Origin of the sequence: Arthrobacter sp. MYb23, assembly GCF_002979775.1 — a bacterium.
Classification (GTDB): Bacteria; Actinomycetota; Actinomycetes; order Actinomycetales; family Micrococcaceae; genus Arthrobacter.
In genome coordinates this window covers 43,589-66,701 of the sequence record NZ_PCPR01000027.1, presented here as the reverse complement: position 1 = coordinate 66,701, position 23,113 = coordinate 43,589, and the positions used below count along the sequence as shown (strand labels likewise).

Genomic DNA, 23,113 nt, shown 5'->3' with positions numbered 1-23,113 from the left:
TGCGGAGTCAGCACGGCTGTGGGCTCGTCCAGGATGAGGACTTTAGCTTCGCGCACCAACGCTTTGATGATCTCCACGCGCTGTTGGACGCCCACGGGGAGGTCTTCCACCAGGGCGTCGGGATCCACGTCAAAGCCGTACTTGTCCGAAATCTCCCGGATCTTCTTCCGGGTTTCGTCCAGGCTGAGGAGCCCTCCCAAGGAGGTTGGCTCGGCGCCGAGCGCCACGTTTTCCGCGACGGTGAAGACAGGGACCAGCATGAAGTGCTGGTGCACCATGCCGATGCCCGCTGCCATGGCGTCACCGGGGCCGCGGAAGTTCACGGGCAGGTCGTCAACCAGGATTTGTCCGGCTGTGGGCTCATACAGCCCGTACAGCACGTTCATAAGGGTTGATTTTCCGGCACCATTTTCGCCGAGGAGGCAATGGATCTGGCCGGATTCGACCACGAGGTCGATGTCTTGGTTGGCGTAGAAGCTCCCGAAGGCTTTCGAGATCCCCTTCAATTCGAGTTTCACAACTCCACCGTTCTTTGCGCCCCGAAGGACGTCTGATTTGCTGGCTGCCAGACTTTGGGTTTGGTGCAGGTCCTGCCGGTATGTCTGTGCGACGGGACCTGCACCGTCTGGCTGCTTACTTCTTGGGACTTGCTTGCGATGAGACGACCAGCTTGCCGGAGATGATGTCAGCCTTCAGGGCATTGAGTTCGGACTTGGTCTCAGCAGGGACCGCTGAATCAAAGTCGTGGAACGGTGCGATTGCAACGCCGTCATTTTTAAGGGTTCCGACGTAGGCTTCGTTGCTGAACTTGCCGCCCTTGTCGTCGGAAGCAACCGATGCTACGGCCTGTCCCATCTGCTTCATGACAGAAGTGAACATCAAGTCTTTGTACTCGGGTGCGGTGAGGTAGCCATCGGAGTCAACCCAGATGAGCTTGACGTCCTTGCCTGCGGCCTTGGCTTCCTTGAGTGCAGCGCCCGCACCCTTCCCTACCGGTCCGGCTACGGGCATGATGATGTCCGCGCCCTGGTCCAGCAGGTTGATGGTGACCTGCTTGCCGGTGTCCTGCTTTTCGAAGTCGCCCGTGAAGGATCCGTCCTGGGTGTTCTTGTCCCAGCCGACAACCTGGACGGACTTGTTCTTGGCCTTGTTGTAGGCCTGGACGCCGTCGTAGAAGCCGTCCATGAAGAGGGTCACTGGAGGGATCTTGATGCCGCCGAAGGTGCCTACCTTGCCTGACTTCGAAGAGGCAGCGGCTGCATAGCCAGCCAAGTATGCAGCCTCAGCGGTGTTGTAAACGATGGGTTTGACGTTGGCGATCGGGGTTTCGTACGAGTAGTCGACGATGGCGAAGTGCTTGTCGGGGTTCTTTTCGGCAGCGGCCTTGGTTGCATCGCCCAAGAGGAAGCCCACCGTCACGGTCAGGTTGCAACCCGCCGAAAGCATGCCGTTGAGATTTGTCTCATAGTCGCTGTTGGCTTTCGATTCGGCCGACTTCAGGATGAAGCCGAGGTCTTTCTCGGCTTTCTGGAGGCCCTCGAAAGAAGACTGGTTAAAGGACTGGTCGTCGAATCCGCTGGTATCGGAGACGATGCAGCCGGTGTAGTCGCTTGCCGCGGCTGTGCCGGAGGTTGTAGCAGGTGCCGATCCGCATCCTGCGAGCACGAGCGCCGCTACGACACTGACAGCGGCGACACCACCCAGCGAACCGCGACTTGGTACGTCACGCAGTGGTTTCTTCATTTTTCCTCCAATGGAAACAGGATTTGTTGCGGTTACGGAAGTTGAGTTGAAGCTCTTGAGGATCCACAGAACTGATCCGAGAAGGCATGAATGCCACAAGGTTCTGCTATTGCCGCAATGACGAGTCAGAGTCAAAGAACGGGTGGCGAACACATATTGAACAATCGGTGTGACTTGACTCACCCAGCTTGCCGCATTAAGGATATGCCAGCAAGAATCAATTTTGACATAATAGATAGACCAAGGCTATTAATAAGTGATCGATGGAAGCGTCCGAAGCCGGGTAGGGCGCACCGTCAGTATGGCGAGACTTTGAAGGTTCGCAGGAACGTGCCGCTGGCCCAAGGAGAGGCATCGATGCAGTCCCGCTCTGCGGAGTTCGAGAGTACTCCCGGGGTCGTGCGCCAGACCTTGCACACTACCCGGGGAAATGCTCTCATTTGGAGAAAGGTCGAGCTAGCTTCAAGTGGACAACCGCGCGGGCGCTGTCCTTGGTTCCTGCATCAGTTTGTGTTTGAAAGCGCATCGTCGTAGATCGCCAGTGCAAGGCCTATCTCACCAGGGGTCACCACTGCCGGCGGGACGACATGCACGCGGTTATCGGCGATGAACGGCAACAGTCCGCGGTGGAGCAGTTCCGCTTTGAGTCTGCCCATTAACGCTGCACTGACGGGCCTCCTGTTCTGGCGGTCTTCGACGAGTTCGAGGGCCCAGAACACGCCGCGTCCGCGCACTTCACCGATGACACCGTGCTTGGCAGCAAGGGCCTTCAGGCCGGGCTCCAAATGGTCGGCGCCGATGCGTGCGGCGTTCCCGATGATGTTCTCTTCTTCGAACGCCTCAATCGAGGCCACGATGGAGGCAGCGGCAAGTGGGTGGCCAGAGTAAGTGAGGCCTCCGGGGAAGCCCCTTTCGTCGAAGGTGGCCGAGATTTCTTCGGAGATGATGACGCCACCCACCGGCACGTAGCCCGAGTTGACTCCTTTGGCGAAGGTGATGAGATCGGGCCTGACGTTGAAGGCGTCCAGGGCGAACCAGTCGCCGGTGCGTCCGAAGCCGGCCATGACCTCGTCCAGGATCAGGACGATTCCGTGCTGATCGCAGAGTGCACGGACGCCTTCCAGGTAGCCGGGCGGCGGAAGCAGGATGCCGGCCGTGCCGGGAACGGTTTCGAGGAGCACTGCAGCGACGGACTGCGGCCCTTTCAGTTCGTTAGTCCGGCGCAGGTGCTGCAAGGCGCGCTCCGCTTCCTGTTCCGGGGTTTCGGCCCAGAACTCGGAGCGATAAAGGTACGGCCCAAAGACGTGGACGTGTCCGCGGGAGTATTCGTTGGGGATGCGGCGCCAGTCACCGGTGGCCACGATGGCTGCACCGGTGTTGCCGTGGTACGAGCGGTAACGGGAGATGACTTTGTCCCGCCCGGTGTGCAGGCGGGCCATGCGGATGGCGTTCTCGTTGGCGTCAGCGCCGCCGTTGGTGAAGAACACCTTGTCCATATTCGACGGCGCGTGGGACAGGACCTTCCGGGCCGCCAGGGCGCGGGTGTGGTTGGCATGCGAGGGTGCAACCGTGGTGAGCGTGTCCAGTTGCTGTTTAATGGCCTCGATCAGGCGCGGGTGCTGATGGCCGATATTGGTGTTGACCGGCTGGCTGGAGAAATCCAGGTACGTCCTGCCCTCGTGGTGCCAGACAGTGCTTCCAGCCCCACCGGCGATAGCCAAGGGGTTCAGGGCGCCTTGCGCTGCCCAGGAATGAAAGACGTTCGCGCGGTCGAGAGCGACCACGTCGGAGTTGTTGACGGGTGTGGCCACGACGGGCTGGCTAGGGGCTATAAGGGTTCCTCTCGAGATGTGACAGATATCCCTTCATAGTCCGCCCGCAGACGGGGCGCGTCCTTGGACATTTGTATAATTTTCCCCATGGAGAACGAATCTCTGGCAAAGGTGATGTGAGTGCCACCGACCATTATTATGCTGCTGCAAAACAAAGCACTGAACCTTAGACTTGTTGTCCCAGAACCGAACGTCGATGCAGTGGCGACGCAGGTTTCATGGGTCCACAGTTCGGACCTCAAGGACCCCACCCCCTTCCTTGATCGCGGTCAGCTGCTGCTTACCGACGGAACACAATTCGCCGTCAAGGAGTCCGGGTCGGCAGAATATGACGCCTACGTTAGGAGGCTTGTCAACCACGGGATCAGTGGGCTGGGATTCGCCACCCAGGTAATCCACGGGGTTCTGCCCCAAGGGTTAGAGGAAGCATGCCGACAGCAGGAACTGCCCCTGCTGGAAGTGCCAGACAGGACTCCATTCATCGCAATCATCCGATTCGTGGCCGACTGGCTCGCCCGGGAACAGCATGCACGGGCAGAGTGGTCCCTTCAGGCGCAGCGCGCCATCGCAAGGGCCGCCCTCAGGCCCGACGGGCTCCGATCGATTCTGGCTGAACTTGAACGTCAGCTCCATGGCTGGGTGGCGTTGTTCGACGCAGCTGGGAACCAGATCCTGATGCCCAACAATCGTCCTGTGCCCGCAGCGTTGATGCCGGGAGTGCAAGACGCTGTCACCAAGGCATTGGATCAAGGATCGCGGTCGGTATCCCAGCTGACGGTCGCCAGCGAACAAGTCACCGTGCAGACTCTGGGGCGCAGACATTACCTGCGCGGCGTATTGGTCCTCGGCGCGATTGAACCCCTGGATCCGGCTCGCACGGACATCATCAACAGCGTCATTGCGTTGGCCAGCCTGGCGCTAGAGCAAACGCGCACTCTGGATACCGCACGGCGCCACCTCCGGGCGGGGGTTTTCGAACAGTTGCTGGCAGGAAGCGCAGATGTTGCCGAAAGGACCGCCCACCAGGTGTGGGGAAGGCTTCCTGCAGAGCCGCTGGTGGCGACGGTGGCACAACATCCGGGTCAAGGGCAGAACCTGTTCGAAGCTCTCGAACTCTTGTCGGATGATCATCGCGGGGCAGTCTTCTATACCCAGCGAAACGAGAACGTGGTTGTCCTTGCGGGATCAAACCTCCAGGGCAAAGTGGCTGCCCTCCTGGAAAGGTACGGAGCTACCGCTGGGGTCTCCAGAGAGGCGACCTTCGCCAATCTGGCCCAAGCCCTCAAGGAAGGAGAACGATCCCTTCAGCGGGCTATTGAGTTGTCCCGACCGCTCGTGGCATTCGACGAGATATCCCAAGGCGGCATGTTGGGTTTACTGCAGCGGGACGAAGCAGAGTCCGTGGCAATACGGCTCATCGAGCCCCTCGTCAAGCACGACGAATCGGAGCAGACGCAGCTTGTGCCCACCGTCTCGGTTTGGCTTCGGAACAACTGTGTTTGGGACAAGACCGCCCGCGAACTGGGCATTCATCGGCACACCCTACGGAACCGGGTCGACGCTGCCGGCGCAATCTTGGGGCTCAACCTCGAAAGTCTGCGTGACAAGCTGGAGCTGTTCGCCGCCGTCGAGTTTCTGGATGCGCACTAGCGGCGAACGACAGCCAAGGCCTCCCCGCAGTTCGCACGGAGGCCCGACTGTCAGGTAGCAGCACCTGAAATTTGGACGTGTGAGCTTAGCTCTGCGGGAAGCCCAGGTTGATGCCGCCGCGGCTGGGGTCGAGCCAGCGTGAGGTGATGGCTTTTTCGCGGGTAAAGAACTGGAAGCCCTGCAAGCCGTACGCTTTGGAGCTGCCGAAGATGGAGTCCTTGAACCCGCCAAAGGAGTAGTAAGCCACCGGCACGGGAATGGGCACGTTGATGCCCACCATCCCCACCTCAACCTCGGTCTGGAAGCGGCGGGCACCCAGTGCTCAGTGGATACATTTGGTGCTTGGCGAAGTGGCGTATCGACATATGGATAGGTCCCTCAACGCTGGCGCCGGTAATACGGTGTCTGTCAACTGGAAACTCCTATAGGAGGAGAGAATGAAACGACGCCAAGCCGCCTACCCGCATGTCTGCCGGACAGCATCAATTGCCGTACGTACGGGTGAGCACTGCCCGAACAGCGGCTGGTGGTCGCCGGACGCGATTGCTTCCGCCGTCCGGTATATCAGCGAGGGAAACGTCATGCCGACCTTCGGAGGTGCGCCCGTCCTTTGGCTACAGACGCAACGAAGCGCGTAGTTCCTAGTTGGCGGACCCAAGCGATTGGCGGCCGATACCCCCGGCGAGCCCTCGTCCATCCTCGGACGCATTCAAATCACCCTCGCGTTGCTTGCTCCTGCATGGAACTACACACGGCTCCATCGCAATCCGGCCGGTTAGCCATCTGAATAGCGCCGGACGTCCAACGGCGGGAGTTTTCGCATCCACTTCTACTCCCGCGGGCTTGGCGCCGATAACGGAGACTATGTCGTGTTGAAGCGCGCTGTACCCCTTCGGCGGTGTGTGGCCAGCTCGAGGTTGGCGAGACACTCTACGGGCACTTGGTGGCGCTCTAATTCCGGTCCGAGTTTCGCTGCCTACCTACGGACATCTTCGGCACGGCGAAATATACGAGGAGCTGCATGGCCTTCTGTTGCTCAGCTACCCCTTCACGGCTTCTTCCTGGGCTGTGTGCAAGTGAAACCTGACGGCCCTTCTCCGTGGTGATGGTCCTACTCGAGGTAAGTCGCGTCCGCGCCGGCGCCGTGGGTGTCGCTGCCGCTGTCAGCGGCTGACTTCTACCCGGACGTCCTGGCCCTCGAACTGCGCAAGCTCTTCCCGGGTTGCGTTGTAGCGGCCCACATGGATGGTCTGGTCCGAGAATCCGATGCCGGAGGCGTCGTAGTAGAAACCGAGGTTTCCCCAGGGGACGAAGTAGATCAAGTCGCCGTCCTCGGGGTCGGACCCGGGAGACCCTTCATGGTGGAGGGTCCTGGGCAGGTCCGCGATCTTCTCCCGGCCGGCGAACTCTTCCATGGTGAGGGTGAGTGGCAGCATGCTCAGGAAGTCCCTGGTGGCGGGATTGTCCTCAGCAATGGTGACGTCGAGGGATGCTGAGCCGGTGCTGAAGCGGACCACAGTGCCTACTCCGCTGCCAGCGATGGGGCTGGTGGTGGGACTAGCGGCGGGGCTGGATCTTTCGGTGGGGCGGGAGCCGTCACTGCAACTGACCAGTGGCATGGCCAGCGTCAGGCCGACCAGCAGAATTCCGGCGGTGAGGCGCTTCATGCCAAAGCACCTTCTTTCCGATCTTTGAGCATCAGGAGTGTGAGCGGCACGAAATAGAGCGCGGCGATGCCTGCCCCCACCAGCACGGGACCTGTGGCGCCAAGTGCGGACTCCAAGGCGTAACCGGCTATCCACGATCCCACAGCCGTGCCGAGGTTGAACGCTGAGGTGCTGAGAGCCGAGGCCAAGGCGGGCGCGTCCCCCGCATAACCAACGGCTTTGCCGATCAGAATCGGGTTGGTGGCCATGCCGAAGAGTCCCAGCAGGAAGACCAGAACCACTGTCACCACGGCGTAGTGGGAGAAGAGGGAAAGAGCGCCCAGCACCAGGAAGGTCATAGCCGCCGAGATGAACAGTGCAGGATAGGGGCGGTGCGCCCCGAAATGACCTCCCAGGTTGGAGCCAATGAAAGCTCCCACGCCGTACGCCACCAGAACCAGCGGCACCACGGAAGCGGCCAATCCAGTGTTCTCAGTGAGTAGCGGTGAGATGAAGCTGTAGGCAGCCAAGGATGATCCGCACACGATCGCACAGCCGGCCAGGACAAGCCAAACCCTCGTATCGCGCATGCTGGCAAGCTCAGCGCGCACGGACGGAGTGGGCCCGGATTCCGGCCCGGCCGGAACCAACCGGTACACCACAACAGCAGCCGCCAGCGCCAGAACCGCCAGAGCCCAGAAAGGGCCACGCCAACCAATCACCTGGCCCGCGAAGGCACCCAGCGGGACACCAACAACGTTGGCGAGCATGCCACCGCCCAACACGACGCCCAACGCCCGGGACGCTGAAGCTGCACCTGCTGCTTTAGCACCCACGACGGCGGCTACCGCCCAGAAAGCGCCCGTCGCCAAAGCCGTGAGGAAACGGGCACCAAGAATGAGGGTGAAATCAGAAGTGAGCGCCACGACGACGTGACCAACAGCAAAGACCACCAGTGCGAGGCTGAGCGTCAGGCGACGCGGCAGCTTGAGCGTCAGGATGGACATCGTGGGAGTGCCGACGATCATGCCCAGGGCAAAGATCGTGATCATGAGGCCGGCACTTGCCACGGACACCTCAAGATCGCCCGCAATCTCAGGCAGAATCCCCGCCACAATGAACTCGGTGGTTCCCATGAGGAACACACCTGCTGCCAGAACGTACGTCACCAGTGGCAAACGCCGGGTCTTGATGGTGGAAAGGGTTGCGGTCATGACTCCAGAACATCAGGATCTCAGAGTGTTAGGGAGTCCCGCTTGAGGGAGGTCCTCCGAGGGACTCCCTCGCTGTTCATCGCGCCTCTAGGGTGAAGAGCATGACTCAGACCATGACGTACGGGCACCTGGGCAGATCCGGGCTGAAGGTCAGCCGGATCGGCCTCGGCACCATGAACTTTGGGTACACCGCTGACGAACAGACAAGCTGCTCCATCATGGACACGGCCATTGACGCCGGAATCAACTTCTTTGACACCGCAGATGTTTACGGAGGCGTGCAAACACCGGATATGGCCAAGGGTTATGGGATCTCGGAAGAGATCATTGGACGGTGGCTCCAGCGAACCGGCCAACGTGACCGCATTGTCTTGGCCACCAAGGTCTACCAGCCCATGGAGGTGGGTCCCAACGATCGAGGACTCTCGGCTTATCACATCCGCCGTGCCTGCGAAGCGAGCCTTCGACGCTTGCAAACCGATCACCTTGACCTCTACCAGATGCACCACGTTGACCGGAGTACTCCGTGGGAGGAGATCTGGCAGGCCATGGAGCAACTGGTCCGCGAGGGCAAGATCAGTTACGTCGGGAGCAGCAACTTTGCCGGGTGGGACATCGCCCTGGCCCAGTCAGCGGCCTCGGCCCGGCACTTCATGGGCTTGAGCTCAGAGCAGAGCCACTACAACCTCGTCCAACGGGCGGTGGAGATGGAAGTCATTCCTGCCCTCCGTTCCCTGGGTATTGGCCTTCTCCCTTACAGCCCGCTGAGTGCGGGCCTGCTGGCGGGAGCACTCGACGCCTCAACAAAGGGCAGCGGTCCGGTCCACCCCGACCTCGAATCCCGGCGTGGCCAACTTCAAGCGTACGAAGATCTTTGCCGGGACATTGGCGCGAAACCAGCGGAAGTTGCCATCGCCTGGCTGCTGCGGAACCCAGTGGTCTCCGCCGCAATTGTGGGACCCCGTACTGCTGGAGAGCTCCTGGAGGATCTCGGCGCAGTGTCAGTGGAGTTGGATGACGCGACTGTGGAAAAAATCGACCGAATCTGGCCGGGGCCGGGCGAAGCTCCGCAAGCTTACTCCTGGTAACCCCCGAGGCGAAGGTAGAAACATGTCTCTCATTCTCGTCACCGGAGCTTCGTCCGGACTCGGCCTTGAAACCGTGAACGCGCTCGCAGAAGCAGGCCACGATGTGGTGCTCCATGCCCGCAACCCGGAGCGCCTGTCCCGGAAGGATGTGCATGAGCGGGTGGACAACGTGCTGTTTGGGGACCTTGGCAGCTTGGACGAGACGGTTCATCTTGCGAAACAGGCGAACGATCTTGGCAGCTTCGATGCCGTCATCCACAACGCGGGCGTCCTACGCGGCTCAGAGGTACTCGCCGTTAACGTGGTGGCCCCGTATGTTTTGACCGCACTGATGGCGCCGGTGAAGCGTGCGATTTTCCTCAGCAGTTCCATGCACCAGTCCGGTTCGGCGGACCCCACCACCATCGAATTCAGCGGCGCAAAGAACAACGGAAGGGCTTATGAGGACAGCAAGCTCTACGTGACTGCACTGGCCATGGCGTTCTCCGCCAGATACCCGCAGATGAAGGCGCATGCTGTGGACCCTGGATGGGTGCCGACGCGGATGGGCGGCTCGGGAGCTCCGGACAGCCTAGTGGAGGGTCACCGGACTCAGGAATGGCTCGCCACAGCCGAGCCGAACGGCATCAAGCCGCGATCCGGCGGCTATTGGTACCACCGCCAGGTCCAAAAGGCCCACAAGGCCGCGTCCGATCCCGGGTTCCAGGACGTGCTCCTTCAGAAGCTCGAACACCACACCGGCATCGCGCTGCCCTGACAGTGCTGCTCCAGCGGCGGCTCAGTCCTCGAAATCCCCGGCGTCCCTGCGGAAGGTGCCCAAGACGCGGATGAGGTGATCGACGTCGTCGGGCCCGAAGCCGGACTTGCCGAAGACCTCCGCGTTGAGTGCCGCCGTCGCCTTCTTGGCGAGGGTTCTGCCCTCGGCGGTGAGCTCGATCAGGGTGGTGCGCCCGTCTGTTGGGTGCGGGGAACGCGCTACCAGGGCGGCCTTTTCCAAGCGGTCGACGGCGTTGGTCACTGAGGTGGGGTGGACCTGCAGGAGCGCGCTGGCTTTGTTCATGGGCAGCGCGCCGCTGCGGGCGAAACTCAGCAATGCCAGCAGTTCGTAGCGTGCGAAGGTCAGACCAAACGGTTTGAGCACCGTTTCGATGCGCGCGAGCAAAATCTGTTGCGTGCGCATGATCGCAGTGATGGCAGCCATGGGCGCGGCGACGTCGCCCCAGCCATGCCGTTCCCAGTTGCGCTGGGCGTCGGCGATGGGATCGCGGGGGAGGGGGGTGCCCATGGGCCTCCTTCGGTTGCCGGAATAGCTTGGTGTATCGGGTGGCTAGTCTTTCAGATTCGGGAACTCTTCCTCTGTGTACTCCACGCCCAAACCGGTGGGCAGCGGACCGTCACCGTGCCTGGCTACTTCCGTCCCGCGCAGCTCCACGCGCCTGATTTTGCCGGAAATCGTCTTGGGCAGCTCGCCGAATTCCAGCCGGCGGATGCGCTTGAACGGCGCCAAGTGCTCGCGGCAATACTTCAGAATGTCCTCGGCAACCGCCGGCCCGGCTTCATAGCCCGCGGCCAACACAACGAACGCTTTGGGTACGGACAGTTTTACGGCATCAGGCGAAGGCACGACGGCGGCTTCCGCCACCGCGGGGTGTTCGATCAGGACGCTTTCGAGTTCGAAAGGCGACAACCGGTAGTCGGAGGACTTGAAGACATCGTCATCCCGGCCCACGTACGTAATGACACCGGTGGAGTCCCGGCTGGCCATGTCGCCCGTGTGATAGTAGCCTTCGCGGAAAGCTTCGGCTGTCTTGGTTTCGTCTCCGAAGTAGCTCTTCATGAGCCCTACGGGCCGGGGGTCCAAGCGCAAGCAGAGCTCGCCGTCGTCGCCTTCTTGCCCGGTGAGCGGGTCCACCAGGACCACGTCGTATCCGGGAAGCGGCCGGCCCATGGAGCCGATCTTCACCGCTTGGGCAGGTGTGTTGGCGATCTGCACCGTGGATTCCGTCTGGCCGAAACCGTCGCGGATGGTGACACCCCAGGCCTTTTCCACTTGGCCGATGACCTCGGCGTTGAGTGGTTCGCCGGCAGAGACCACCTTCAGTGGAGGGCGGGTGAGCTGGGTGAGGTCGGCTTGGATGAGCATGCGCCAGACCGTTGGGGGAGCGCAGAAACTCGTGACGCCCTCGCGGCCCATCTGGTTCATGAGCGCGGCCGCGTCGAAGCGTTCGTAGTTGTAGATGAAGACGGTGGCCTCGGCGATCCACGGCGTGAAGACGTTGGACCAAGCGTGCTTTGCCCAGCCGGGGGAGGCGACGTTCAGGTGGACGTCGCCTGGTTCCAGGCCAATCCAATACATGGTGGACAGGTGGCCCACCGGGTAGGACGTATGGGTGTGCTCCACCAGTTTGGCGCGGGAAGTGGTGCCGGAGGTGAAGTAGAGGAGCAGCGTCTCGTCGGCGCGAGTGGGGGCGTCGGGCGTAAAGTCCGTCCCGGCGTCGTACGAATCCGCATACTGTTTTGCCCGTGAGGTGGTTCCCTCGGATCCAACCTCGATCAGCGTGTAACCGCCCTCGACGTCGGCAAACTTGCCGATGTTGGCGCTTCCGACCGCCACCCAGGTGGCACCGCCGCGCTCCACCCGGTCCTGAAGATCGCGGGCGCCCATGAGGGTGGTGGTGGGGATCATGACGATGCCCAGTTTGATGCCGGCCAGCATGAGCTCCCACAGCTCAATCTGGTTGCCGAGCATGATGATCATGTGGTCGCCACGCTTGACTCCTTGCTCCCGGAGCCAGTTGGCGAGTTGGGAGGAGCGCTGGGAGAGGTCCATGAACGTGCGGCGCGTGGAGCTGCCGTCCTGTTCCACGATCACCAGTGCTGGCTTGTTGCCCCTGGTCTCGTCCGCCGCGATTTGGTCGAACCAGTCGAGGGCGAAGTTGAATTCCTCAAAGCGTGGCCACTGGAACTCGGCATGGGCTAGTTTGTAGTCTTCGCGCAGTTCCAGCAGCCTGTCCCGGGCCGCACGGAAGTCGTCTGTGACTGTCATAGTCCGCCTTTCGCTTTCGGGTTCCCTGGCACCTTCGCCGAAGCATCCCGCCTAGTGATCCACATCACCTTGCAATATACTAGGACATCCAAGGGTTTGGAAGAGCCTATGCGGGACATGACGAAGGGGTCTAATGCTCGACGAAAAAGCTGCCGGCACCGTTACCAGCGGTGCGGCATCGACACGCGTACTGCCTCCTTACCCGGAGGCGGACTTGATGCACGTCATTGACCTGCTCCCTCCGGAGGAACGCGCCCGGTACCTGGAGATCAGGGAGTTCCTGCAGACACGGATCCGGGCTGCGAGCATCGACTACTGGAACCGGGAGGAGTTCCCGTTCGGGCTGCTGGCGGACATGGCCAAGTTCGGGCTGGGCGGGCTTCAAACCGACGGTTCCTCAAAGCTGTTCAAGGGCCTCATGTACACCGAGGTGGCCCGCGCGGATGTGTCGCTATCGGCGCTGGTGGGGATCCACAACGAGCTCATTGTCGGCATGATTGACGAGCTTGGTTCCCCTGAGCAAAAGCGCAAGTGGCTGCCCGGGCTGGAGGCTTTTTCCCAGCTGGGAGCCTTCGCTCTCACCGAACCGGACCACGGCTCGGACATCGCCGGAGGACTCTCGACGACGGCGCGGCGCGACGGCGGCGAATGGGTCATCAACGGCGCCAAGCGTTGGATCGGGGCCGGGACCATTGCCGACTTCGCGTTGGTCTGGGCCCGGGACGAATCCGACGGGCACATCAAGGGCTTCATCGTGGAGACGGACCGCCCCGGTTACTCGGCCACCAAGATCGCCAACAAAATCGGCCTGCGCATTATGCAAAATGCGGACATCGTGTTGGATGAGGTGCGAATTCCATTGGAGAACCTCCTGCCGGGTGCCACGGAGTTCTCCCGCGCCAACGAACTCCTGCGCGATTCCCGGGCCTGGGTGGGATGGCAGGCTGCAGGAATTCAACTGGCCGCGTTCGATATTGCCCGTTCCTATGCACTGGAGCGCAAACAATTCGGCAAGGAACTGGCACGCTTCCAACTCGTCCAGCAGCAATTGGCGGACATTCTGGGCAATGCCAACGCTTCGCTGTCAATGATGGTGGAGCTCGCCCGGATCCAGCAGGCCGGGAAGCTCGAAATGGTGCAGGCCGCCATGTGCAAGGCCACCACTACCCGGCTCGCCCGCTCGTCCGTTGCCATGGGCCGGTCTTTGTTGGGCGGGAACGGCATCACCACGGACTACGAGATGGCCAAACTCTTTGGAGACGCCGAAATCCTCTACACCTACGAGGGCAGTTACGAGATCAACTCCATGATCGTGGCCCGCGCGGTGACGGGGAAGTCTGCATTCGTCTGAGACCTGACATGTAAGGAGCGTCCCTTCGCTGCTTGGATGCAGGCGAAGGGACGCTCCTAGGCAACGGGGAAACAAGGCTAAGAGTTTTGAGTCACCACCTCGGGGGACTCCTCGGGCGTGACCAGGGCGGCGTGCTCAGCCAGGACCCCGGTGTGGTGCCTGATGCGGAGGCGGTAGAGGAGCGTTCCGCCAATGACTACTGCCGCCACAAAGAGGACGCCGCCCCATTGCAGGTACCACTCGAAGGGCGGCACTGAGTTGTAAATCTCCGGCCGCGGCCACACCAGGTTCAGCGTCATGGCACCGCCCCACAGCACAGCCAGGATGTTGACGGGGAGACCCCATTTGCCGAGGCTGAATCCCGGTTCTGTGTCGTCGTCTTTAAGGGGCCACTTCTTCAGGAACCTCTGCCGCAGCAAAGGCACGGTCACCAGCAGGTAGGACAGGTAGATCAGGACGATGCTGATGCTGGAGAGAATGGTGAAGATGGCCGGCTGGGAGATGTTGACGATCAGCGGAATAACAGCCACGACGCCGATGACGATTGCTGCCACCGTGGGGGTTTTGCGGGTGGGATGCACTCTGCTGAGCTGACGGCTGAAGGGAAGGTTGTTATCCCTGGCCATGGCAAACATCATCCGGATGGCTGCTGCATGGACAGCCAGGGTGCAGACCACAACAGCTACCACAATGCACGCCAGGAAGGCCTTGCCGAAGGGGCCACCCAGCACCGAAAGCACGATGTACTGCAACCCGCCATCAGCGGCTCCGAGCTTGGGATCGGAAAGATCGGGTGCGGCCAGGATTCCGCCAAGCAGGAGCAGCCCTCCCAGGAGGAAGGATGCCGTGACGGCGCGCAGGATTGCCCGGGGAGCCGTCTTCTTCGGGTCCTTGGTTTCTTCGCCCAAGGAACTGGCGGTATCGAATCCGTACATGACGTAGCCCGAAGCCATGGCGGCAATAAGGAACACGCCAAAGAAGCCCAGTGGATGTTCTTCACCGAAACCTGCAGTATCCAGGAGCACTTCAGGGCCGCGCACGGAGTGCCAAATGAGCGCCGCAATCAGCAGGACAGCAGCCACCAGTTCCACGAACACGCCCACGCTGTTGATCATGGTCATGAGTTTCACGCCGAACGCGTTGATGACCGTGGAAATGCCGATCATGATGCTGGCCAGGAGGACCCCGTTGACGGCAAAGTCGTAAGGGCCCGTTCCGTCGCCCACCAGTTGGAAGCCGCTCCAGATCTGCGGCAGGGTGATTTGGAGGGCCAGGGCAACAGAACCCAAAGCCATGATGGAGGAGAGCAGCAGCAACCAGCCCGCCAACCAAGCCCAGGTTCCGGTGGAGAGCCTCTTGGCCCAGTTGTAGACCGAACCGGCCACAGGGTAGCGGCCGGCGAGTTCCGCAAAACACAGGGCCACCATGAGCTGGCCGACGAAAACGATGGGCCACGACCACGCGTAGGCGGGTCCCGCCGTCGAAAATCCGAAGTAAAACAGTTGAAAAACGCCGGTGAGGATAGAGATATAGCTGACGCCGGCGGCGAAGCTGGCAAACTTGCCGATGCTGCGGTCAAGGGTTTGGGCGTAGCCAAACTCGTCCATACCGCTTGCATCGCTCTTGCAGGGTCCTGTTTTGCTGGGTTCTGACATTCGAACTCCTAATTCAGACATGCATGAATGGTGATAGTCCGCGGCCGCCATTGGTCGCAGTCGATATCAAAAGCCGGGCACCACGGTGTGCCTCCGGCTGTTTCCCCCATCGTTTTGTTGCGTGGGTCTAAAAGCAGGGTGCCTGGTCAGGCGTGGGAGAAGCGGAAGTCTGCCTCCGTCGTCGTGGTTTCCTCCGTTCGGCTGGCACTGAGCTCGGCTTTGATGAGGTCCGCACAGCGCTCGCCGATCATCATCACGGTGATGTTGGGGTTCACCGTGACGTGTTCCGGCATGACGGAGGCATCTGCCACGCGCAATCCGGTAACGCCCTTGACCCGCAATTCGGGATCCAGGGGCGACATCTCGTCATCCATCGCTCCCATGCGGACCGTGCCAACGGGGTGGTAAACGGTGTTATGTGTTTTGCGGATGTAGTCCTGCAACTCTTCGTCGCTCTGTGCCTCGATGCCGGGGGAGAGCTCCCGTCCGGCCCACTCGGCCATGGCCGGCTGCCCCGCGATTTCCCGGGCTTTGCGGATACCAGCCACCATGACGCGCATATCGTGCCCCTCCGGATCGGTGAAGTACCGGGGGTCCACCATGGGCTTGTCGCGGAAGTCCCGGCTACGCAACCGGACGGTCCCGCGGGAACGGGCGTGCGTGACGTTCGGAGTGAGGCTGAAGCCGTTCTCCGTGGTGGGGTAACCGTAGCGCAGGGTGTTCATGTCGAAGGGGACGGAGCCGTAATGCATCATCAGGTCCGGCCGGTCCAGACCCTCCTCGGTGGGAGTGAAGATGCCGATTTCCCACCACTGGGTGGAGGTCTGAACCATGGGCTGCTTGGCCTCAAACTGCACCACGCCTTCCGGGTGGTCCTGCAGGTGCTCGCCGACGCCGGGGGAATCCACCAGCACCTCAATGCCATGCTGGTCCAAGTGAGCGGCCGGGCCGATGCCGGACAGCATGAGCAGCTTGGGGGAGTCGATTGCGCCGGTAGACAGGATGACCTCGCGATGCGCGTTCAGCCTGTGCGTCCGGCCGAAGGCCGAGTCCACGACGTCGACGCCGGTGCAGCGCTTGTCCGCGTCGAACAGCAGTTGGCGGGCCCGCAAGCCGGTCAGCAGCGTGAAGTTCTCGCGGTCCACGATGGGGTGGATGTAAGAGACCGAACTGGAAGAACGCGTGCCGTCCGAGCGACGGTTGATCTGGAAGAAGTTGGCACCGTTGATCACTGTGGTGCCGTCGTTGAACTTCGCCCGGGGAATGCCACTCTGCTCACAGGCGTCAAGGAGCGCGACGCCGGCGGGATCGTTCGGGGGAACGTTCATCAAATGCACCGGGCCGTCGTGGCCATGGTGGAGAGCGTCCGGTCCGGCGTCCTCGTTGGTTTCCAGACGTTGGTACAAAGGCCAGGCGGCACCAGCATTCCAGCCGGTGGCGCCGTACTTTGACTCCCACTCGTCCAGGTCTTCGCGGGGAGCCCAAAACGCGATACAGGAGTTGTGGCTGGAGCAACCACCCATGACCTTGGCGCGGGCATGGCGCATGAACGAGTTGCCGTTTTCCTGCGGTTCCACCGGGTAGTCCCAGTCGTACCCCGATTCCAGCAATTCCATCCAGCGGTCCAATTGCAGGATCTCGGGCAGATTGCGGTCATCCGGGCCGGCTTCCACCAAAGCAACGGTGACTGCAGGGTCCTCGCTCAGCCGGGCGGCGACGGCAGCTCCGGCAGATCCTCCGCCAATGACGACGTAATCGAACCCGCGCTCGCTGAGGTTCTCGATGTTGTCAACGTGCATCTATTTCTCCTTGCCGTGGTCTGCGAACCAGCCGGTCACCTGCGGGCTGGTGTTCTGGTAGATGTGCTTGGCTTCCTGGTATTCACCCAGTCCGGTGGGGCCGAGTTCGCGGCCGACTCCGGACTGGCCGAAGCCGCCCCACTCGGCCTGCGGAAGGTAGGGGTGGTAGTCGTTGATCCACACCGTGCCGTGGCGCAAACGGCCCGCGACCCGCTGGGCCTTGCCGGCATCCTGGGTCCAGACCGCGCCCGCCAGTCCGTAGATGGTGTCGTTGGCGGTGGCTACGGCTTCGTCTTCCGTGCGGAAAGTTTCCACTGTTACTACCGGGCCAAACGCTTCGTCGATGACTACCGACATTCCGCGGGTCACGCGATCCAGGACGGTGGGCTGGTAGTAGAACCCGGCGTCGAACGTTTCGCCCTCAGGGGCCGCACCTCCACACCGCAGCCGCGCGCCTTCGGCCACGCCGCGCTGAACGTAAGCGTCCACCTTCTCGCGGTGGGCAGCGGAAATCAGCGGTCCGGTTTCGGCGGACTCATCGAACGGGCCTCCGATGCGGATGCCCTGAGCCTTGCGGACCAGTTCGTCCACGAAGCGCTCGGCGATGGATTCCTCGACCACCAGCCGCGCACCTGCGGAGCAGACCTGCCCGGAGTGCACAAAGGCGCCGTTCAAGGCGTTGTCGACGGCGGCATCAAAGTCAGCGTCGGCAAACACGACGTTGGGGTTCTTGCCGCCGAGCTCCAGCGCCACCTTTTTCACGGTGCTGGCTGCGGCTGCGGCAATGCGTTTGCCGGTTTCCAGGCCGCCGGTGAAGGAAACCAAGTCAATGTCGGGGTGCTCAGAAAGTGGTGCGCCCGCTTGAGCGCCGGGGCCCGTTACCAAGTTGGCGACGCCGTCCGGCAGGCCCAGGTCCTGCAGCAGCTGCATGGCAAGGATCGCGGTGGAAGGGGTTAGCTCGGCGGGCTTCAGGACGAAGGTGCAGCCAGCGGCCAGCGCGGGCGCGATCTTCCACGCAGCCTGCAGCAGCGGGTAGTTCCACGGCGTGATCAGGCCGCAGACGCCCACGGGCTCGTAGACGATTTTGCTCACGACGGCGGGGTCCCCGGCGTCCACCACTCGGCCCGCCGACTGCCCGGCGAGCCTTCCGAAGTATTCGAAGCAGGCGGCGATGTCGTCAATGTCGATGCGGCTTTCGACGATGCGCTTGCCGGTGTCCAGGGATTCGGCGCGGGCGAATTTTTCCCGGCGTTCGCGAAGTTCCGCGGCCACCTTGAGGAGGAAGGCGCCGCGCTCCGGAGCGGGGACCGAGGCCCAGACGCCCGAATCGAAGGCTGCGCGGGCTGCGGAAATGGCTCGCTCGGCGTCCTCGCGGCCGGCTTCGGAGACGGTGGCGACCAGTTCGCCGTCGGCCGGGTTGCGGATCTCGCGCACCGCGCCGGAAGCGGCCGGTTCCCACGCGCCGTTGATGAAAAGTGTGGAGGCGGAATCGGAAAATGTGGCTTGGGTCATACGAAGCAGGCTAATGCACTTTGAACATCTGTTCAAGGAAAATTATGAACAAATGTTCAAAGAGCTTTAGCGTGCGTTAATACTGATGTTGTCGCGCATCTCCGCGATGGTGGTTTTGAGCGTCTGAACATTAGGGCATAGCGCCTCTACCTTCACTGTGACTGCTGGCTTGCTGAAGGTCCTCACCGCGGTGTACCCGTAGGAGTCGCCCGATGTGTAGGTGAGGGACAACATGTCCACTCCGCGATTACCGGCCATGCCGTAGCCCAGGGTGGTTTCCTTGACATTAGCGGCGAGGTCCGGCTTGCCGGGGATGAGGATGGCGAGGACCTTCAAAGTTGAGGCGTGGTCGTCACCGGCCACCAACTCGGAGGGCTGGTTGCGCACCTGGATGGTTCGGACCTTGCATTGTGTGGTATCCGAGCTGAAGGTCATCATCCCGTCCGTTGCCATGCGGCTGTAGTCGGCCTGCCATCCGGCGTTGGGATCCGTCAAAGAGCTGGCAATGTCAGGGGTGTGTCCACCACTTTCATCACCCAGGATTCTGTTGCCGTTCTCCCACGTGAGAGATTCAGTGGCGGGGTCGAGCTTTCCCTCGGCGCTGGCAGTTCCGGCGGTTGACTCAGCCTGAGGTGAGGGGGTGGAGCTTGTAGCGGCCGTGCTGGGATTCTCGGCAGGGGCTGTGGCGCCGGTGGCGCAGCCACCTAGGGCTGTGATGACAAGAATGGACGTGGTGGCCGCAATCAACGGCCTGCGGAATGAGGTCTCCATGAGGGCTCCTAAAGATTATGTCTATCGTTTGGATTAATCTACCATCCAGCTGCACCCATCCCCGGTCCCGCCCGCTACGAACTCCTCACATGAAAAAGCTCGGACTCCGGACCAAAGGCCCCGAAACCATGGCAGCGCTGGCAGGCGTGGTGTCGGCCGCCGTCGTGCTGGCCGTCGCCGAGCTGATCGGCGCATTCTTCACGGCGAGGGCAACCCCGGTGTTCGCACTGGGATCCACGTTCATCGACTTCACGCCGCCGTGGATGAAGGACTTTGCGATCGCCACGTTCGGCACCAACGACAAAGCGGCGCTGTTCGTGGGTATGGGCGTCACTATCGCCGTTCTGGCCTGCGTTCTGGGCGTTGTGGCCTACAAGAAGTGGGCACTTGGCGTCCTGGGTGTGCTCTTCATGGGCGCGGTGATTGTGGCAGCCGTTCTGACTCGGGCCGGTGTGGGGCCCGCAGACGCCATCCCCTCAGTGCTGGGGACCATCGCCGGTCTGATCGTCCTGCGCCGTCTCATGGTGCCGCTGTGGCGGATGAAGGCGTGGCCGGAAACCCCCGCTGACGTAGCAGCCGACGCCGACCGGCAGGTCGGAGGCGCCGGCACCAGCCGCCGTCGTTTCTTCGCTGCTGCCGGTATCACCGCGGTAGCTGCCGGAATCGCGGCCACCGGTGGGCGCCTTCTCGGAGCCGCACGCAACAACATAGCTCAGGCCCGCGACGCCCTCACGCTGCCGTCGCCTTTGAAGGCTGCGCCCCCTGTTCCAGCCGGCGTTCAGTCCCCGGTTGCGGGAGTCTTCCCCTGGCTGACGCCGAACAACGAGTTCTACCGCATTGATACCGCCCTGAGTGTCCCGGAAATCAACGTCAAGGACTGGGTACTGCGGGTGCACGGAATGGTTGAGAAGGAAGTAACCCTCACCTTCCAGGACCTGCTCGACGCCGACCTGATCGAATCGCACGTCACCCTCACCTGCGTCTCCAACCCGGTGGGCGGAAAGCTCGCCGGAAACGCCAAATGGCTGGGAATGCCCATCCGCGAAGTCCTGGCCATGGCCAAACCGAAAGATGGCGCGGACATGGTGCTCTCAACATCCATTGACGGCTTCAGTGCCTCAACACCACTGGAGGTCCTGCAGGATGACCGCGATGCCATGCTGGCCATCGGCATGAACGATGAGCCGCTTCCCGTAGAGCACGGATACCCCGTGCGGATGGTGGTTCCGGGCCTGTACGGCTTCGTCTCCGCCACCAAATGGGTGGTGGACCTGGAAGTCACCCGCTTCGCGGACAGCAAGGCTTACTGGACGGAACGCGGCTGGTCAGAGCGCGGCCCCATCAAGACCATGGCACGCGTGGATGTGCCCGGGTCCTTCGCGAAGTTGAAGGCGGGGAAGGTGGCCGTGGGCGGCACCGCATGGGCGCAGACCCGCGGAATCACCAAGGTGGAAGTACAGATCGACGACGGCGACTGGGTGGAAGCAACACTTTCCACCGAAGCATCCACCATCACGTGGCGCCAGTGGTCCTACGAATGGGATGCCACTCCAGGCATGCACTACGTCAAGGCCCGCGCCACCGACAGCACCGGTGAAGTCCAGACAGACAAGCGCGCCGACCCCGTACCCGACGGTGCCTCGGGCTGGCAGTCGGTGGCGGTGACGGTGGAGTAGCTGCTCAGCCCTGTTCTTTCGATCGGGGCCTCCCACCGACGGTGTTCCGCACTGAAGGAAGTGGGACGGGAAACTGTGTAGCGTTTAGGGCACCCCGGATTCTGTTGATCGAAGCAACACCCAGTCCAGGGAGTTTCTTTCGGAACTCCCAGAGGGGGAGGCTCGATATGGGAACCAATCGGGGGTGCAGCTTCGCATTCCGGCACCCGGCTCCCCAGCAGGGAGCAAGCAGCTCGTACGTCTCGTTATTGAGCGCTATACCAACGAGGCGCCCGTGCTTCTTTTCTACGTGGGATTCCCAGACATTCTGGATCGGCACTATGTGCTGACGAAGCAGAACTAAGCGAGTTTCGAGAAGTACGACTCTGCGCTTACACCGCTCACCAAACCCTAGAAGCGGCGCCCGTTAGCCGATCCCTCACCGGGACAGACCCAGTCGGAATGACGGCCACCGTTTGCAACTACCTTTACAGGCACACCTAGCGTGAGTGGTCATCACGGGTGATCAGGGGAAACTGCCCGATTAGAGCCACTTGCAGGGTGGCGATAGGTAATTACGGCGAAGGCGCAGCCGGTCAGAATCCCGGCTATCCAACTAATGAGACCGGCGCTGCCGGGTACGGGTACATCATGCAGTACACCCGAAACTACGACGCTGGCACACAGCCATGCGAGGATGCCTGTCACTCCAACGAAGAGAATTTTTGGTGCCGTACCAGGACCCACGGTTCGTGCCATTAGGACGACAAGTGCCACCACGAGGCCCAGCAGCACTCCTGCTGGTATCTCAAAGATGATGAGGTTTGCGATACCCCACATCAGAGTGGCCGGGCTGATGTGACCGATTATTTAATTGAGATTGAAGGCCAAGGCCCCTGCTGCGCCAAGAAAGGCGCCAAGCCATAACAGTCTCGTTGACAACTTCCCGGCTCTCCACCAGCCCGCTGGATTACTTTTCACCATGTTGCAGAACCGCTTGTCAAAGGTACGTCAGATTCCACCGGGTACTGTCGCAAGCCCAAGAGGTAGTAACCCATACTCATGAACGGAATTCTGCCACGGCGCAAAGGCCTACCCCCGCGCCCGCTGAAGGACCGACTTGCGAGCAGACGAACTTGGCCCGTGGATGCTTCAGGACGTTCGGCGCTGTGGGCTGCACACATGTGCAGCCCGAACCTGGACCCACAAGTGGTAGTGCTGACTCAGCCGCTTTTAGTTAGTGCATAACTCTTATTCGGCAAGTCCGGGTATCCAATGTAAATGACTAGTTTTACTTCTCCCTCTTTCTTCTCGATGGCCAAGCGCCTGGCCACCTTGAACCCATTAGGAGAGTCCGGCTGGTTTAGCACCAATTCAATACCGGACTGATTTTCAAATTTGGTCACATCACGCAGCTTCGGCTGGAATTCCCAGGTACCTGTTGACGTGAACGGGGATTCTGCAAGCTCATCGTCATTAAATTGACTTAAGGGAAAGTCTGAGACTGTAGCGGTGTTGTCCTCGTTGAGCTGGATCTCGGCCTCCGAAACATCCGCTCTCACGGTGCTTGCGGCAGCAGAATAGATCCAAGTACCAACCAGTTCACCCCGTTGGACCTCAGGCATGGTGGGGGTGCATCCGGCAAGCACCAGGACAGCCATGCACGCCATGACTGCTGGCCGGCTGCGCTTACGTAGCGGCAGGGTCATCCAGTTGTCTCCGTCCATGGTGCTAAAAGGAACAACCCAAGTACTGCGCCTTCACCCTCGGTCCGAGGACAAGCAATCAGCTCGCGCATGAACGGGTGGAATTTTCGGCCACCCTTTCGCGTCCATCACTTGTCTGCGTCGTCGCCCTTCACACTCATGATAGGGCTCTCATGGACAGAATCCTTGGCTCTCCGCAGGATCCCATGGGACCGAGCCAGTGAGACGTCTCGTATCCCAAGGGTTTCGAGACGGATTCGTGTGGAGCGTATCGGGCCTTCACCTTCACCGAGCAATTTTTCGGGCAGCGTATACGGGAGGACACCTTTGACGTCGGCTCCGCAAAGTCATCGTGGTTCGCCCTGGTACTGCAGAATGGCAGGCTAGGCTGAAGTGCTGACCTTGGGGGACACAGGGCAGCTGCACCAGATGAGCGACACCGTGT

General features: G+C 61.5%; 18 protein-coding genes and 1 pseudogene. 6 read left to right on the top strand and 13 right to left on the bottom strand.

The features are described 5' to 3' along the window. The 3 genes from CQ020_RS20815 to CQ020_RS20805 form a co-directional block, all read right to left on the bottom strand. Positions 1–518: ATP-binding cassette domain-containing protein (locus CQ020_RS20815; RefSeq protein ID WP_146116675.1), on the bottom strand; the 518-nt coding region annotated here is incomplete at its 3' end. Positions 519–633: 115 nt separating this feature from the next. After that, entirely contained in the window at positions 634–1,743 is a 1,110-nt protein-coding gene (locus CQ020_RS20810) for a BMP family protein (protein WP_105693770.1), read from the bottom strand. A gap of 503 nt (positions 1,744–2,246) precedes the next feature. Further along, positions 2,247–3,554, bottom strand: coding sequence for an aspartate aminotransferase family protein (locus CQ020_RS20805; RefSeq protein WP_258142132.1), 1,308 nt, complete (start codon positions 3,552–3,554; stop codon positions 2,247–2,249). A 141-nt stretch (positions 3,555–3,695) separates the two neighbouring features. On the opposite strand from CQ020_RS20805, the gene CQ020_RS20800 reads away from it, so the two are divergent. Next, positions 3,696–5,225 (top strand): PucR family transcriptional regulator, encoded by a 1,530-nt coding sequence (locus tag CQ020_RS20800; protein ID WP_105693764.1) that lies wholly within the window; start codon positions 3,696–3,698, stop codon positions 5,223–5,225. Between the two features lie 85 nt (positions 5,226–5,310). Here the strand turns inward: CQ020_RS20800 and CQ020_RS20795 are convergent. Beyond that, positions 5,311–5,538 (bottom strand): annotated as a pseudogene (locus CQ020_RS20795) (aldehyde dehydrogenase family protein); the annotation flags it as partial. A 124-nt stretch (positions 5,539–5,662) separates the two neighbouring features. Here CQ020_RS20795 and CQ020_RS20790 point away from each other — a divergent pair. Then, positions 5,663–5,863 carry a hypothetical protein gene (locus tag CQ020_RS20790; protein WP_105693761.1) on the top strand — a complete coding sequence of 67 codons (201 nt, stop codon included), beginning with the start codon at positions 5,663–5,665 and terminating at the stop codon, positions 5,861–5,863. 525 nt (positions 5,864–6,388) lie between these two features. Here the strand turns inward: CQ020_RS20790 and CQ020_RS20785 are convergent. Then, entirely contained in the window at positions 6,389–6,892 is a 504-nt protein-coding gene (locus tag CQ020_RS20785) for a cyclophilin-like fold protein (protein WP_105693758.1), read from the bottom strand. Continuing rightward, positions 6,889–8,085 (bottom strand): MFS transporter, encoded by a 1,197-nt coding sequence (locus CQ020_RS20780; RefSeq protein ID WP_105693756.1) that lies wholly within the window; start codon positions 8,083–8,085, stop codon positions 6,889–6,891. The genes CQ020_RS20785 and CQ020_RS20780 overlap by 4 nt, the downstream gene beginning before the upstream one ends. A gap of 113 nt (positions 8,086–8,198) precedes the next feature. On the opposite strand from CQ020_RS20780, the gene CQ020_RS20775 reads away from it, so the two are divergent. Further along, positions 8,199–9,173: an aldo/keto reductase gene (locus tag CQ020_RS20775; RefSeq protein ID WP_105693754.1), complete on the top strand. Its 975-nt coding sequence runs from the start codon at positions 8,199–8,201 to the stop codon at positions 9,171–9,173. Positions 9,174–9,195: 22 nt separating this feature from the next. Continuing rightward, positions 9,196–9,930 (top strand): SDR family NAD(P)-dependent oxidoreductase, encoded by a 735-nt coding sequence (locus CQ020_RS20770; RefSeq protein ID WP_105693753.1) that lies wholly within the window; start codon positions 9,196–9,198, stop codon positions 9,928–9,930. A gap of 21 nt (positions 9,931–9,951) precedes the next feature. On the opposite strand, the gene CQ020_RS20765 is transcribed toward CQ020_RS20770, so the two are convergent. Both CQ020_RS20765 and CQ020_RS20760 read right to left on the bottom strand, forming a co-directional pair. Continuing rightward, entirely contained in the window at positions 9,952–10,458 is a 507-nt protein-coding gene (locus CQ020_RS20765) for a MarR family winged helix-turn-helix transcriptional regulator (protein WP_105693751.1), read from the bottom strand. Positions 10,459–10,500: 42 nt separating this feature from the next. Further along, the gene (locus CQ020_RS20760; RefSeq protein WP_105693749.1) at positions 10,501–12,219 is read right to left on the bottom strand and encodes an AMP-binding protein; all 1,719 of its coding nucleotides are present in this window, start codon (positions 12,217–12,219) and stop codon (positions 10,501–10,503) included. Positions 12,220–12,352: 133 nt separating this feature from the next. On the opposite strand from CQ020_RS20760, the gene CQ020_RS20755 reads away from it, so the two are divergent. Continuing rightward, on the top strand, positions 12,353–13,570 hold the full coding sequence (locus CQ020_RS20755; RefSeq protein WP_105693747.1) for an acyl-CoA dehydrogenase family protein: 1,218 nt from the start codon (positions 12,353–12,355) through the stop codon (positions 13,568–13,570). A gap of 77 nt (positions 13,571–13,647) precedes the next feature. On the opposite strand, the gene CQ020_RS20750 is transcribed toward CQ020_RS20755, so the two are convergent. From CQ020_RS20750 to CQ020_RS20735, 4 genes are all read right to left on the bottom strand, one after another. Then, on the bottom strand, positions 13,648–15,225 hold the full coding sequence (locus tag CQ020_RS20750) for an APC family permease (RefSeq protein ID WP_105693746.1): 1,578 nt from the start codon (positions 15,223–15,225) through the stop codon (positions 13,648–13,650). A gap of 146 nt (positions 15,226–15,371) precedes the next feature. Next, positions 15,372–17,024, bottom strand: coding sequence for a GMC family oxidoreductase (locus CQ020_RS20745; protein ID WP_105693744.1), 1,653 nt, complete (start codon positions 17,022–17,024; stop codon positions 15,372–15,374). Then, the gene (locus tag CQ020_RS20740; protein ID WP_105693743.1) at positions 17,025–18,536 is read right to left on the bottom strand and encodes an aldehyde dehydrogenase family protein; all 1,512 of its coding nucleotides are present in this window, start codon (positions 18,534–18,536) and stop codon (positions 17,025–17,027) included. Between the two features lie 66 nt (positions 18,537–18,602). Beyond that, entirely contained in the window at positions 18,603–19,307 is a 705-nt protein-coding gene (locus CQ020_RS20735) for a hypothetical protein (RefSeq protein WP_105693741.1), read from the bottom strand. A gap of 89 nt (positions 19,308–19,396) precedes the next feature. Here CQ020_RS20735 and CQ020_RS20730 point away from each other — a divergent pair, with 89 nt between their 5' ends. After that, the gene (locus CQ020_RS20730) at positions 19,397–20,983 is read left to right on the top strand and encodes a molybdopterin-dependent oxidoreductase (RefSeq protein ID WP_258142131.1); all 1,587 of its coding nucleotides are present in this window, start codon (positions 19,397–19,399) and stop codon (positions 20,981–20,983) included. Positions 20,984–22,185: 1,202 nt separating this feature from the next. On the opposite strand, the gene CQ020_RS20725 is transcribed toward CQ020_RS20730, so the two are convergent. Beyond that, positions 22,186–22,689, bottom strand: a complete 504-nt coding sequence (locus CQ020_RS20725) for a hypothetical protein (RefSeq protein ID WP_146116676.1) — start codon at positions 22,687–22,689, stop codon at positions 22,186–22,188. Positions 22,690–23,113: the final 424 nt, after the last annotated feature.